This window comes from Nocardia sp. NPDC059154 (assembly GCF_042755705.1).
Lineage (GTDB): Bacteria > Actinomycetota > Actinomycetes > Mycobacteriales > Mycobacteriaceae > Nocardia.
Genome location: NZ_JBHZCS010000134.1, coordinates 1 through 13177 on the forward strand (window position 1 = coordinate 1; position 13177 = coordinate 13177).

At 60.9% G+C, this 13177-nt stretch carries 8 protein-coding genes and 2 pseudogenes; 2 read left to right on the top strand and 8 right to left on the bottom strand.

Annotation, left to right across the window (positions count from 1 at the left end; genetic code table 11):
* From ACFXN1_RS50030 to ACFXN1_RS50055, 6 genes and pseudogenes are all read right to left on the bottom strand, one after another.
* Positions 1-541 (bottom strand): tyrosine-type recombinase/integrase (locus tag ACFXN1_RS50030; RefSeq protein WP_379445859.1); only part of this gene is annotated, 541 nt, incomplete at its 3' end.
* Positions 538-2025, bottom strand: a complete 1488-nt coding sequence (locus ACFXN1_RS50035) for a tyrosine-type recombinase/integrase (protein WP_379445858.1) — start codon at positions 2023-2025, stop codon at positions 538-540. The genes ACFXN1_RS50030 and ACFXN1_RS50035, both read right to left, overlap by 4 nt.
* 165 nt (positions 2026-2190) lie before the next feature.
* Positions 2191-2664: pseudogene (locus tag ACFXN1_RS50040) on the bottom strand (transposase family protein); the annotation flags it as partial.
* A gap of 860 nt (positions 2665-3524) precedes the next feature.
* Positions 3525-4844, bottom strand: a complete 1320-nt coding sequence (locus ACFXN1_RS50045; RefSeq protein ID WP_379445857.1) for an MFS transporter — start codon at positions 4842-4844, stop codon at positions 3525-3527.
* 197 nt (positions 4845-5041) lie between these two features.
* Complete coding sequence (locus tag ACFXN1_RS50050) at positions 5042-6682, bottom strand: AMP-binding protein (RefSeq protein WP_379445856.1); 1641 nt, start codon at positions 6680-6682, stop codon at positions 5042-5044.
* Positions 6683-7010: 328 nt separating this feature from the next.
* Entirely contained in the window at positions 7011-8090 is a 1080-nt protein-coding gene (locus tag ACFXN1_RS50055; RefSeq protein WP_379445855.1) for a hypothetical protein, read from the bottom strand.
* A 323-nt stretch (positions 8091-8413) separates the two neighbouring features.
* On the opposite strand from ACFXN1_RS50055, the gene ACFXN1_RS50060 reads away from it, so the two are divergent.
* On the top strand, positions 8414-9322 hold the full coding sequence (locus ACFXN1_RS50060; protein WP_379445854.1) for a LysR family transcriptional regulator: 909 nt from the start codon (positions 8414-8416) through the stop codon (positions 9320-9322).
* Between the two features lie 99 nt (positions 9323-9421).
* On the opposite strand, the gene ACFXN1_RS50065 is transcribed toward ACFXN1_RS50060, so the two are convergent.
* Together ACFXN1_RS50065 and ACFXN1_RS50070 are read right to left on the bottom strand one after the other, a co-directional pair.
* Positions 9422-10918, bottom strand: coding sequence for a PucR family transcriptional regulator (locus ACFXN1_RS50065; protein WP_379445853.1), 1497 nt, complete (start codon positions 10916-10918; stop codon positions 9422-9424).
* Between the two features lie 112 nt (positions 10919-11030).
* Positions 11031-11222, bottom strand: a pseudogene (locus tag ACFXN1_RS50070) (transposase); the annotation flags it as partial.
* 412 nt (positions 11223-11634) lie between these two features.
* Here ACFXN1_RS50070 and ACFXN1_RS50075 point away from each other — a divergent pair.
* Positions 11635-13080, top strand: coding sequence for an NAD-dependent succinate-semialdehyde dehydrogenase (locus tag ACFXN1_RS50075; RefSeq protein ID WP_379445852.1), 1446 nt, complete (start codon positions 11635-11637; stop codon positions 13078-13080).
* Positions 13081-13177 lie beyond the last annotated feature (97 nt).

Genomic DNA, 13177 nt, shown 5'->3' on the forward strand with positions numbered 1-13177 from the left:
AGGTCGACAATCGCGGCAGCAGCGCCGCGACGTCGTCTCCGTTGCGATACCAACGCACGAGAGTGTGGACCGCGAACGAATGTCGCAGGTCGTGGATGCGCGGGTGGATGGCCGAATCGGTGCCGACGCCCGAGACGGTCACCAGCCGCCGGAACAGGAACCCGAAGTCGGAGTAGATCACCGGGGTTCCCTTGCCGGAGCAGAAGTAGTTCCCTGTCGTCGAGATCGGCACGTGTCGGTCCCGGATCGCGGCGTAGGCGGTCAACGCGTCGGTGGCGGTGGGGTCCAGCAAGACCTCACGGTTCTTGGTGAATTTCGACGCGCGGACGATCAGCACCCCGTCGACGCAGTCGACATCGTCACGGGCCAGCGCGATGGCCTCGCTCACCCGCAGGCCGGTGCAGGCCAGCAACCCGATCATCGTCTCGACCGTGGCTCGGCGCAGCGTGGTGGGCACCACCACCGGCACCGCGCGCAGCAATGCCTGGATGTCGTTGGCGGAGTAGATGAACGGTGTTTTCCACTGCTGGCGGTGAATCACCAGTCCAGATGGGGGATCTCGGTCGCCGGGTCGATGCCCGACATATAGCGGGCGAACCCGCGCACCACGGTCATCCTCCGCGGCCATATCGAGCTGGCAGGGCCGACGTCGCGACGTCGAACCCATTCCAGCGCAACGCCGGTGGTGATCCTGGTTGCGCCGATTCTATCGAGGTAGGAGACGAAGCGTGGAAGCAACCGGTGCGCTTCGGCCAGGTCATGGCCGAGGCTGCGGCGCAACCGTAGGTAGTCAGCGGCGTGGCCCGCGAAGTCGGTGCTCATGACCGAGCCGCCGGCCAAGGCTGCACGACCGCGCGCAGCGCGGTCCGGTCGATCTTGGCGTAGTCGGAGGTCGTGCCGAGATCGGTGTGCCGAAGCACCTGCGCGATCTCGACCAAACTCCCGCCCTGGCGCAGTATTTCGGTGGCCAGCCCGCAGGCGGTGCCCGCCCACCGGTGTCACTCCGGCGCGGCGGCAGGCTCGGTAGACGATTTTGGGGATGGTGCTGGGATGGATCGGCCGCGGCGGCGCATACAAGGTCAAGATCGCTTGCGGGCAGGTGCAGCGTGGCCGGTCGTGGCGCAGATACTCCGCGACCGCAGCGCCCACCGAGGTCGGCAACGGCAGTCGGTCCCGGCTTCGTGCCTTGCCACGCACTACCAGTTCTCCACGCCGCCAATCGATATCACCGAGCTGCAGGGCAGCGACCTCCCCGCTGCGCAGCCCCAGCCGCGCCAGCAGACTCAGCACCGCGTAGTCGCGGCGCCCGCTCACCGTCGACCGATCGCAGCTGGCGAGCACCGCATCGACCTCCGCGACGCTGGGACCATCGGGCAACCTGGTGCCCCGCCACGCCGCGACCGGCGGCATCGCCGAACCGAGATCGGCATCGATCCTGCCGCGCAGATACAGAAACCGCAGCAACGCCCGCAGATCGGCGGCCTCCCGTTTCGCCGACCCCACGACCAGACGCGCCCCGGCCGCCAGCAGAAAGGCATTGACCTCCCCACCGGTCAGTCCCTCATCACCCACCTCGCAACCGGACTGTGAAGACCGTTGTGACAGAAACCTTTTAGCGAACCGCTCGTATCGCAACACGGTGCACGGCGTCAGGCCGCGCTCATCGAGCAAATAGTGCCGATACCCGGCCAGCAACACCTCCCGCGCGGTCGGGGCCACCGGCTCGACCGCACCGATCACACCCCAGTCGGCCAGATACGACAGCAACATTGCCGCGGTCGCCATCGTCGGAACCCGTCGTCGTCCACTGGCCCGTGCCTCGGCCAGGAACTGCTCGAACACCGCCGCCCGCAGATCACCTGCCGCCAGATCTGTGCTGGTCATCCATCGGTTCAGCTGACCCATCAGGCCGAGATGCTTGGCAATCGCACCGGGCTTGTGCCCACGCGCCAGCAGCTCCTGCTCGAATCCGGCAGCGAACTCCACCAGCGGGCCCTCGCCAGCCATCCACCCAGTCGTTCCCATCGTCGCTCCTCTCCGACACGGAAGCACCCTGCTCCCGCAACCAAAGAGTGCGACCCCCGGAATTACCCCGAGCCAAGAACCAGCGACCAGAACTAATCACACACCACCACAGCAACTCTCGTGTCAACCATGCAAGACAACGGGATAATCACCGGCTCGGGATAAGTCCACGCTCAATACTCGGGGAACCGGCCGTTGCGGCGCCGGGATGCGCAGCAGCACCCGCACCGCGGTGTCGCGGGACATGCGAATCGGCAAGGCCGCGAGCACCCGGATCGCGGCCCGCCCGGCCAACTCCCGCACTTGGCCAGTCACCCGGGCAGTGCGGCGCTGATAGCGTTCGAGCACTCCCGGAACCTGCTCTCGAAACGTCTTGCAGCACTGCGGTGTCGAGCACATCAGCCGCCGGACACGCACCCGCACGAACACCAGCCGCCCATCCAGCGGCAGGTCCCCGACCGTCCGGTCGTGATAGCTGTGAACCCGCACCGACTCGGCACCACACCGCGAACACACCGCCGGGAGCGACGCCGTCCTGGCCTGCACCACCACCCGCTCACCCTCGACCATCACACCCTCCATCACCAGCGGCAACAACCCCGAAAAGGCAAGCCCAACAACGTCATCCACCTCAACCACCGACGCATCATCCCGTCAACCAGCCCCGACCACCGAAAATGCGCCAGAACCGAAGATCAGACAGTCCCTTCGAGCACTGAAGAACCTGCTCAGCTGTGGGACGGTGCCTCACTGGTCCTACTGACGCGCTGCACGCAGTCACAGGTCAGTTCACGGTGAAGTGAATATGGCGGCGAGCTACCCAGACAATTCGCGGAGGAAGCCGTATGGAGCAGCGGTCGGACCGCAGCCGCACTCACCGGCAGACGGACGCATTCGCGTCACCGCGGCACTGGACTCGCCGCGTTGGCGGCCTCGTCGGCGCCGGGGACCCAGGCGCCCGAGGCGGGACGCCGACGTCCACGCCAATGTTCACATGCCAGATGACGAGGTGCTCGTCGACGTGATCGCGATGACCGCGCCTGAAGACCGGCGACGTGATCACCGTCCAGGGCTGCGTCTGGACTAACCGGCCCGCCCGGTCTTGGCAAGCACGCTTCGAAATTTCCGTCGGCGATGGTCACCCGCAAGGTCGCTGCGGCGCTTATGGGCTGGGTGACCGATCCTGTCCAAGCTGCGCTCCCGGCGATTCTCGTGCCTGGGAGAACAACGAATGGGAGCAGATCCTCAAGCTCGCCGATCAGACGAGCCCATACAGCCCGACATGCAGGGTCTACACCATGGAACTTCGTCCGATGGGTCGTCCCCGCTCCAGTGAGCGACGACGCGATGAGCTGAGTACTGCTTGCCCCGGCGCCACTGTTTGTGGCCCTGTCAACGTTCAGTTCATATCCCGTTGGTTGACATCCGGGACTCGCCCTGGAACCCGCGCAGCACACGACCGGATGGTTGAGGGAATCAACAGTCGAAATCACAGCGGGTTACTTCAAGGACACCCCACGTGTCTCCTTCAGAAACAGCGAAAGAATGACCGTGGAGAACGCGGTGATAGCGGTCGTGTAAAGCGCTGGAGCAATGTTTAGGTGGGTCATATTGATCAACCAGGTCGCGACGAATGGTGCACTGCCGCCGAAGATTGCATAGGCGAAATTCGTTGCCAAGGCCACACTACTATAGCGGACTGGTGTAGGAAATAGTTCATGCGCGAAAATATTCGCACCCGTGGAGATGGGGGCGAGGCAGCAAGCGAAGATAGCTTGCCCCAGAACGGCCAAGAGAAAATATCCAGTCGCCAGCAGTAGGAAGCTGGGGATGCCCAGGCAAACGAGACTGATACAACCGAAGAGTACCACCCTTCGTCGCCCGAACCTGTCAGCTGCACACCCCGCGAGAACGATCGCCCCGGCAAAGATCGCTGTTGCGATGCCGTTCATCGACAGCGCGGCCGACCGCGAATATCCCAGTGTAGTGGTGGCATAGGTAACCATATACGCACTGAAAATGTAATACGAGGTAGCCGTGACAATAAAGGCGCAGAACAGGAGTAGAATCCTAGGCCATTGAGTTCGAATACCTTCCCTGAGCGGATTGGAGACTGCCTCGCCAGCCTCTTTCATCTCCGTGAATATGTCGCTTTCGCGGAGCCGACGGCGCAGATAAAGCCCGGCCAACCCCAACGGCGCAGCAAGAAAGAATGGTATACGCCAACCCCACGAGCCAAAAGAGGTGTCCGACATGGACGCCGATATACCAAAAACAATACCGATCGAGAAGATGAAGGGGATAGCAACAGAGGCATTCAACACCCCTATCACCGCCCCTCTTTTGCGCGGGTCGGTTGTTTCTATGAGATATGCAGCGGCTCCGGTGAACTCTCCGCCAACAGAAATGCTCTGCACGACGCGACAAACCAGCAGCAGGATCGGCGCAAATACGCCAAATGCGTCCCAGACAGGCAGGCATCCGATTGCGACTGTAGCGACTGCCATCATCAGCAAAGCGGCCGTCAAGGCATGGGTTCGACCGAATCGGTCACCGATGTACCCAAATACTAGTCCACCCAGGGGTCTAGCAAAGAATCCCAGAGCAAAAATAGCAAACGTACTGAGAGTTGCCGCCGCAGGATTCTCGTGGGGAAAAAACTTCAGCGCGATGGTAGGCGCCACCAGAGCATAGACTCCGATATCGTAATACTCCATAAAGGTGCCGATCGAAGCACCAGATATGTTGCGATACATATTGGGATACGTAGCGCTGATACTCGGATCATTGGACAGTCTATTTTGGGCAAGAGATCTCATCTGGTTCCTCATTGAAGCCATATATCGGGGGGCCGATCAACACCGGGTGATAGTCAGGTAGCGCCAGCGTGTAGGTCACTGAATATTCGTGTCCCGCACAAGGATTGCGCCTCGCGGGCGCAGGCCGAGTTAGCGTTAACTACTCGCCCTGCGCCGCGCTCCAACCCAATCCTATTGAGGATCGACCCCCAGGTCCTTTAGACCTCAGCAATGCCAGCGGTGGTACTTACGCCGGCCGGGTTGTTCGTTGCCGTTCGCATCGAATTTCCAACAACAGCCGTGTTGTCGAGGTCGATGGTTCCGGGAGTACGCCAATTTCGCCGGAGTGCCGGCTTGTCAGGCTTCTTCGTCGGCGTCCTGGGGATTTCACTCACGAGTTCGAAGTAGCGCGGCTGCATGTGACGAGGGAGACTCTCGCGGGCCATCTCGATGATGGCATCGACGTCAGGGGTGGAGCCAGGATGCGGCTCCACGACGACCTTGATGTCATCCTCCGCAAGTTCAGCCGGCACTGCGATCGCGGCGCAATCGTTGACGTCTGGGTGCTTTCGAAGAACAGTTTCGATCTCTACCGGAGGAATGTTACGACCGCGGCGCCGAATGACATCCTTCAAACGCCCGGCAAAACGTAGCAGGCCTGTCTCGTCTACGTAGGCGAGATCACCGGTGTGGTGCCACAGATTGCGCCACGCCTTGGCGGTTTCATTACCGTCGCCGTAGTAGCCAGTCATGCATCCATGGGCCACGCGGGGACGGACAAGGATTTGTCCGACCGTGCCCGCCGGCACAGGCTCGTCATTCTCGTCGGCGATTACCACGTCGTGGTGCTCGCACGGACGCCCCATGATTCCAGGTTCAGCGGGGCCGTCCACGTGGAAGGCCACCAATCCGCACTCGGTAGAGCCGTAGTACTGGATGTGATGGACGCCGAATCGGTCTTCGAATTCCTTTACCCGGTCGTGGACTGCACCCGCGTACGTGAACCGCAAATTGTGCTCGCGGTCACGTGGGCTGGCCGGCTTCGAGAGCAAGATTCCCTGTACCGTACCCGTGGCCCAGAACGTCGTCGCTTCCAGCTCCCGAATCTGGTCCCAGAAGCGCGAGGCGGAGAAACGTTCGACCACCGCGGCAGTTGCACCCAGAATCAATGCCGGCATCACTGTTTCCAGAGTGGCCTCGGCGTGGAACAGCGGATAGCAGGTGAACAAGACATCGTCGCTGCGGTGTCCGAAATGGCGAACCTTTTCGGTTGCAAAGTGCTCGGCGTATCCGTGGCTGATCTCCACCGCTTTGGCTTCGCCGGTGCTGCCTGACGTGAACAGCAGCATAAACGGGTCGTGCGGTTGCACGTCGGCGACAGGCACCGGATCAGGCAGCACAGGTTTGAAATCATCGAAAGATACCGTTCGACGAGCCCCGGCGTCGGCATCTGAGCGTGGACCCCGGTGGATGACTGTGTGAACATCGCTGCCACGGCTGACCGCAGCCGTCAGGGCTCGCTCGAAACGGCTATCAACGAGCACGACCCTGGCTTTGGCCGTGTTGATCAATCGCGCAAGTCTCTCCTCTGTGTACTCGACATTGATCGGCACCGCAACCGCGCCCAGGCGGGCCAATGCCCACCATGAGAAGATCAACTCTGGGCAGTTCGGCAACATCAGACACACCGTGTCGCCCTGGCTTACCCCGATGTCCCTAAAAGCGCCTGCGAGCTGCTCTGTTTCCTCATCAACTTCAGTATATGTGTAATTCCGGTGTTCGAATTTGAATGCAATACCGTTCGGCTGATCCTGCAGATGCTGCTGGAGAAATCTCAAGATATTACCTTTTGTGGTCATGTCGACCCTTTCTTTGAAGTATCCGTAACTGCGGCATGAACCGCACATGGTCATGCGCCCCATACCGATGAGGCCCTGCTTGGAGCCAGTCCAAAGTTGAGCCAGCTTGAGGTTGTTCCGCTGTCAGCTGCGCACCAAGGAGAGGAGGGGGTTGGCTGCGGAGCCCCTTCGCGTTTCCTCACCCACGAGTTAATGTGAGTACTCGCCTACTACGCGCGATAGCCTAGCGAGCTGGGCAGATATCGCCCCCGTCGGCGCCCTTTGCGGGACGGCCGAGTAGAACGAGTTCTCGTCTTTAGCGGCCCGAAGGCGGGGTAGCACAAGCGTTTCACCACAACCACTTTCCCTTATTCTCGAAGCACCAAATCGTAGAGGTATCGTTTGGATCGGGGACGCGGGATGCGCTGATATGCCCGTCGATGATTCGGACCGCAGTCTCGTAAAATGAGAATAGCGCGGCGTGCACACTATCCGAGGTTACGCCCTCAAACGCCCGAAGAGGTGCGACACGGATAGCAAACTCTTCAGCACCGTCATGGACAATCTCGTGATGTTGTCCGCACGCACGCAGCAGAGCGGTAACCAACGATTTCACTGCAGGAATTCCCGAGTCGTCGATGCCAGCTAGCCGAGCGAGGTCGCGAGTGTTCTGAACTGCGACACATCTCATGGTCGCTTCCAATAGCTGGCTGCTCGTGGGAAGCCCATAGAGCTTGGTCAAGGCCTGGAAAGCCGAGAAGAGATAACTCGCATAGAATTTGCGACGCGCTTTCAGCTGACGCTCCATAGGCCAATCCATCGGATTAAGTTGCGGAGCTCGGCTTGGGTCAAATTCCGGTGTATGGTCAACGATCTCAATTTTCAGAGGTGCGTCGAAGTCGACCTCATGGTCGTACTCGATGAAATACCCCTCATCGTATGGGTCTCCATCCATGATGAACTTAGTGGAGACCCAACCGAGCGTGGGGCATCCCATCAATTTTCCATTTCTGCGATGCCACCAGCTGAACGTATTTCTGCGGAATGTGCCGGAATGGGCCAGCATTCCCAACCCCGCGCCATGCGGGCCCAGGTATCGGATCCAGGCCTTTTTTGGTGTCTCCTCGATATATTCCAGATTCAGTCCTGCCAGCCCGTTTGACAGATAGTGGTATTTGGCGGCAGCCACCGCTGGCGGGTCGCCGTCAATGCCTAACTTTTTCAGTCCGTCCATGAGGTGGCCGTCCTGATGGTCACGCAGCTGGATCATTTCGAGGTCGAGTGTGGCTCTTTCACCCTTCTCGCGCAACGTCATGAGATATAGACCATTCCATGCTTGCTGGAGAAATTTCCGGGCAAGCAACGACTCGGACACCAACTCCGACGTGGCCCGGTCCCTGTGGATTTCGTTCCTGGAGAACTCGATCATTTTCCCGTCCTATCCTGTTTCCTTGCCGAGCCCAGGCCGCATGGCAGGAATTTCGGGTAAATGGCCGGAATGTTGGGTCGGCAACTAACGGTCTTCCTGTAGCGCTCGGGCAACTAGATGCGCTACTTGCATGGCCTCCGGAGGAGTTGTCGCGCGTAGTGGCGGCTGTCAGCCGTAAATGACATCTGGTGGACCAGCGCGGTTTACCTGGGGTTGCCGCTGTGCGGCGCATTCAGTGTGCTCTGCGCAACGTTAGCGTGCGGTCTCCCCATCGTCCAAGACCTAGTTGACATGGGGTGATTCCATAGGGTTATGGTAGCTGCGTGGAAGTTCGACACTTGCGTTACTTCGCAGCCGTTGCGGAAGAGCTGCACTTCGGTCGCGCCGCTGATCGGCTATGCATCAGTCAGCCGGCGCTGTCGAAGCGCATCGTGGACCTCGAGCGGGAGTTCGGTGTCCAGCTGTTCACGCGGAGTAGATCTGTTCAACTAACCCCGCACGGAAGAAAGCTGCTCCCCCTGGCGAGGGAGATCCTGCGAACGTTCGACACCGTCAAAGGGGTCATGGCGTTACCACTGGAAGTGGAACGTACACTGTCCGTAGCGTTTCCGAATGACACATCGACGGGCGTGCTGGCTGCGATCCGAGATCAGTTCGCTTCATGGCATGTCGGCCTGGACTGGTCCGAAGCGACAACATCCGATCAGCGTGAGTCTCTCCTGGCTGGCTTGCTCGATGTTGGCGTACTTCGTCTCCCCATCGACAGCCAAGGTCTGTGGGTGTCGCCGGCACTGCGTCAAAGTCTCGGCATCGCTACCTCGCCTGAGCACCCGCTTGTGGGGGACGATCCGATCCCACTGGCAGAACTGCAAGGTAACACCCTGCTCATGTTCTCCCGCAGTCGCTCACCTGGGCTGTATGACCAGATAATCTCCACCTGTATCGCACATGGCTTCCGTCCACACAAGATCAAGCAATGTGTATGGTCCGCTGCCAGTCTTATGGTCGAGACGGAGCTGTCCTCGGGTGATGCGGTGGCGTTCATCCCCCGAAGCAGAGCGGATCAACTCGGGAAAGTCGCATGGCGTCCAATCGCGGGCAAGCCGCTGTCATCAGAAACCGCAGTGTGCTGCCGAAGCGGCGAGGAGCGAAGCCCCATCATGCGGGCCGCTATATCTACCGTCCTGAAGGCCCTTCAAGAACATGATCACTGGCGAGCTTCCAACCGCTGAGGCGCCAGGCCCTCAATGCCAAAGGCTTCCCGATGGCTCAACAGGCATCACGACACGAAGTGGAAGCCCGGAGTCGATGGAAGCGCACGCCCCCGAAACTCACGAAACGATGCTCTCGTACGACAGGAGTAGGGCGAGCAGGATTTCCGCCCGTATCCGGGCGTCCGCGAGGTCGATTCCGAGTAACTGCTCGACCTTGTCGATACGGCCGCGCAACGTGTGCCGATGTACGTTCAGGCTGGCGGCTGCTGCCTCCCAGTGGCCGTTGGACTCCAGGAACGCACGCAAGGAACCCACCAAGTGAGTGGCGTTTTCGCGGTCATAGTCGGCTAACACCGCCACAGTCGATGAAGCAATCAGCGCGAGGGCGGATCGGACTTCCGGTGACTGGAGCAGTAGCGTTCCATGCGTGGCATCGAATTCGACGACACGGTCTCTATCACTCGACATAGTGAGAGCATGTTTCGCTTGATGCAACGCGCGACCGACGTTGCCGAGGCGCTCCGGGGCGCTAAGACCCGCGCGAATCCCGTTCGGGACTTCTGCCAGAAATTCCCCTACATCGGAGACAGTATCGTCTCCACTTAGTATCACGGTCAAGAACTGATTGGTAGCACGCGTGTACAGGGGTCGTTGCCGCGACCCGAGGGCGGTATCCAGCGCCGCCAGACTTTCGGAGGGATGCGCCGTCTCTATGTGCAGGACTCGGATACTGTCAAGTTCTCCGACAGCGTCGGCTAGGGACTCCACCGCTTCATCAGCCTGGAGCCGACCATCTAATAACAGGCTAAAAACCTTTGATCCAAGGTTATTTCGCTCACTACGAAGCCGATACAGTTTCTCCAGTTCCAATGTCACGAGCGACAGAGCGTGACCAATCAACACCAGTTCGACCCCCTCTAACGAGCGGGAGGCCTCGACAACCAGGTGCCCGATAAGGACGCCGGCGTGACTGACCGACTGCACAGTGACCGTCCGCCCAGCGGTCTTGAAGGTCGCCGATGCGACTCGCCGGTCTCCCAGATCGGCCAAATGGTCAACAAGCTCGGCCGCCGATGGCGGGTAACTGATCACCCTCTCGCTGCGCCCGTCGATGTACGCGACCGCGGTGCGGGTGGCGGTTGCCAATTCCCGCACGATCGATTCCACGCCGCCTCTCAGCGCAGCCCGAGTTATCCGCACCTGGGTAGCAGAAGCGCGCCGAACCATTTCGTACTCCTGTTCAGCCAAACGCGCGTTCACAGCCCTGCCCACCGCCGCGAACGGCGTCGTGAACGGCACCTCCAGCAACGGCAGGCCAACCGCGTCCGCGGACGCCAGCATCTCTCTCGGGATCTGGTCATAGGACAAGCCAGTTCCGAAACCGAGCGCTGCCACACCGACTTCCGCCAGTCGCCGCACATAGTCCCCAAAGTCATCGAAATCAAGGCCAAGGCCGGTCGTCAGAACCAACTCGCCTCCGGATAGCCACGGCCGCGGGTCCCGCAATTCAGTCGGTTGCACGAAGTCGATCGGATTGTCAGCGGTGTTGGGACCGGCACGAAGGGTCAAACCCAAATGGGGTTGCAACAGCAACCAGCCGATTCCGACGCTCATGACCTCATGCTAGCTACTTGCCCCTGAAATAGTCGGTTGGAGGGGTCCGGGGAGAGCAGGGCGGATCGCTGGTTGGTTTGTGAGTTCGGGCCTGCGGCGGGCGCCGGTGCGTTCACCGGGTGATCACGGTCATCGGCTGGAGGTTGTAGGCGAAGATGCCCAGCCCGATCCAGGTCCGGGCCCCGGTGAGGCGGCGCATCCGGCTACGTCGCAGTCCGAATCCTCGTTTGAGGTGGCTGATGCGGGCTTCGACGCCGACGCGCCAGTTACGCATTCGCCGGAAGGCACGGGTGCGTTCATGGTCACAGGTAAATGGACAAAGCGGCACATCCTGCCTCGATCACTGTACAAACCGTCAATAGATGTGAAGCCCTACCCACTCTCATACTCAAAGTGCTCCCCCTTCTGGCATCCCACATCACTTGAGATTCTGGGATGTCGGACCCATCTCTAAGGGAAGGCTTCATGGCCGAGACGTCGTACCAACTACCGCAACATCGTCGTGTGTTCGCCGAGACAACCGATTCCACGCTCCCGGAAGCGACCACAGCTTTCGGACTAGGCGTAGTCGAACCCACCCGTCCGGCATGTGGCAACGTCATCCGACTGCCGCTGCCTTCGGTGGTCCGCGGCCAGCTGTCAGCCGATGAGCTCACAGCGCTCAGCGACGCGGCTGCACACGCGGTCGCCTGTGCCGCACTGGCTGGAGCGGCAAGATGACGTACACCTTGCCTGCCGGCGTGCCGACCCAGCTTTGGCTCGGCGGCAAACTCGTCGACAGCTCCAGCGGAACGACCTTTTCTGTTATCGATCCAGCAAACGGGAAAGTGCTAACAGAGGTCGGCGACGCCACCCCCGAAGATGGTCGCCAGGCACTTGGTCTTGCAGTCGCCGCCGGACTGGAATGGGCCGCAACACCGCCGCGGGCGCGCGGCGAGATTCTCCGAAGAGCGTTCGAACTTGTCCAAGCGCGTGCCGACAACTTTGCTCGGGTGATCACCCTTGAGGTCGGCAAGACCTTCACAGACGCTCGCAGCGAGGTGCATTACGGCGCCGAGTTCCTCCGGTGGTTTTCAGAGGAAGCCGTGCGAATCAGCGGCCGGCTCGCAGCAGCACCCTCCGGCAACGGGCGCATTCTCGTCACCAAGGAACCTGTCGGTCCGGTCTTGGCGATCACACCATGGAACTTCCCGTTGGCGATGGCCACCCGCAAGATCGGTGCGGCGCTTGCGGCAGGGTGCCCGACAATCGTCAAGCCGGCAGAAGAGACACCGTTGACGACGCTTCTGCTCGGACAGGTGTTTGCCGACGCCGGGCTGCCCCCCGGTGTGCTTTCGATCCTGCCCACCAGCGACGCCCCGGCGCTGGTCGAAACGCTGATCGACTCGCCCCAACTGCGAAAGCTCACCTTCACCGGATCGACCGGTGTCGGCAAGCTGTTGATCCGGCAGTCGGCCAACCGGCTGCTGCGTACATCGATGGAGCTCGGCGGAAATGCTCCGTTTCTTGTTTTTGATGACGCAGATATCGATGCGGCGGTCGAAGGTGCACTGGCAGCAAAGATGCGCAACGGCGGTGAGGCGTGCACCGCAGCTAACCGCTTTCACGTGGCGCGAGAGGTAGCGGAAGAGTTCACCGATAGGCTCACCTCTCGCATGGCAGCACTGCAGACTGGGCATGGCCTCGACAAGCAAACAGATCTCGGACCTCTAGTCACCGAGAAGCAGCGCACCCAAGTCGATGCATTGGTCCGGGACGCCATCGAGCGTGGTGCCCGGGTCCGCACAGGTGGGAGCATTCCAGAGGGTCCGGGGACATTCTACCCAGCGACGGTCCTCGACCAGGTGGCAGTCGGGTCTCGACTGCTGCAAGAGGAGATCTTCGGTCCGGTCGCGGCCGTTTGCGTATTCGATACGGAGGAGGACGCAATCGCGGCTGCCAACGACACCCCGTACGGCCTGGCTGCGTACTTCTACACGCGCGATATTGACCGCGCGACCCGGGTGGCCAGCGCCCTCAAAACTGGAATGATCGGAGTTAACCGCGGCGTCATCTCCGATGCAGCTGCGCCGTTCGGGGGTGTCAAGGAGTCTGGCTTCGGACGCGAAGGGTCCGTAGAGGGTATAGAGGAGTATCTCGATACCAAGTACATCGCCCTCTAAGATACATCGAAATGTTGCGGCGAGCGGGCTCACCGGCCCGCTCGCCATCCCACCCTCCCCGACCGTCCGGGTCGGGGTGCCTCTCCCCCAACTCGCT

Bases quoted from the DNA above. Each gene is read 5' to 3' on its own strand.
- ACFXN1_RS50065 (WP_379445853.1), bottom strand. From the start codon at position 10,918: ATGAGCGTCGGAATCGGCTGGTTGCTGTTGCAACCCCATTTGGGTTTG.
- ACFXN1_RS50055 (WP_379445855.1), bottom strand. From the start codon at position 8,090: ATGATCGAGTTCTCCAGGAACGAAATCCACAGGGACCGGGCCACGTCG.
- ACFXN1_RS50045 (WP_379445857.1), bottom strand. From the start codon at position 4,844: ATGAGATCTCTTGCCCAAAATAGACTGTCCAATGATCCGAGTATCAGC.
- ACFXN1_RS50075 (WP_379445852.1), top strand. From the start codon at position 11,635: ATGACGTACACCTTGCCTGCCGGCGTGCCGACCCAGCTTTGGCTCGGC.
- ACFXN1_RS50050 (WP_379445856.1), bottom strand. From the start codon at position 6,682: ATGACCACAAAAGGTAATATCTTGAGATTTCTCCAGCAGCATCTGCAG.
- ACFXN1_RS50035 (WP_379445858.1), bottom strand. From the start codon at position 2,025: ATGGGAACGACTGGGTGGATGGCTGGCGAGGGCCCGCTGGTGGAGTTC.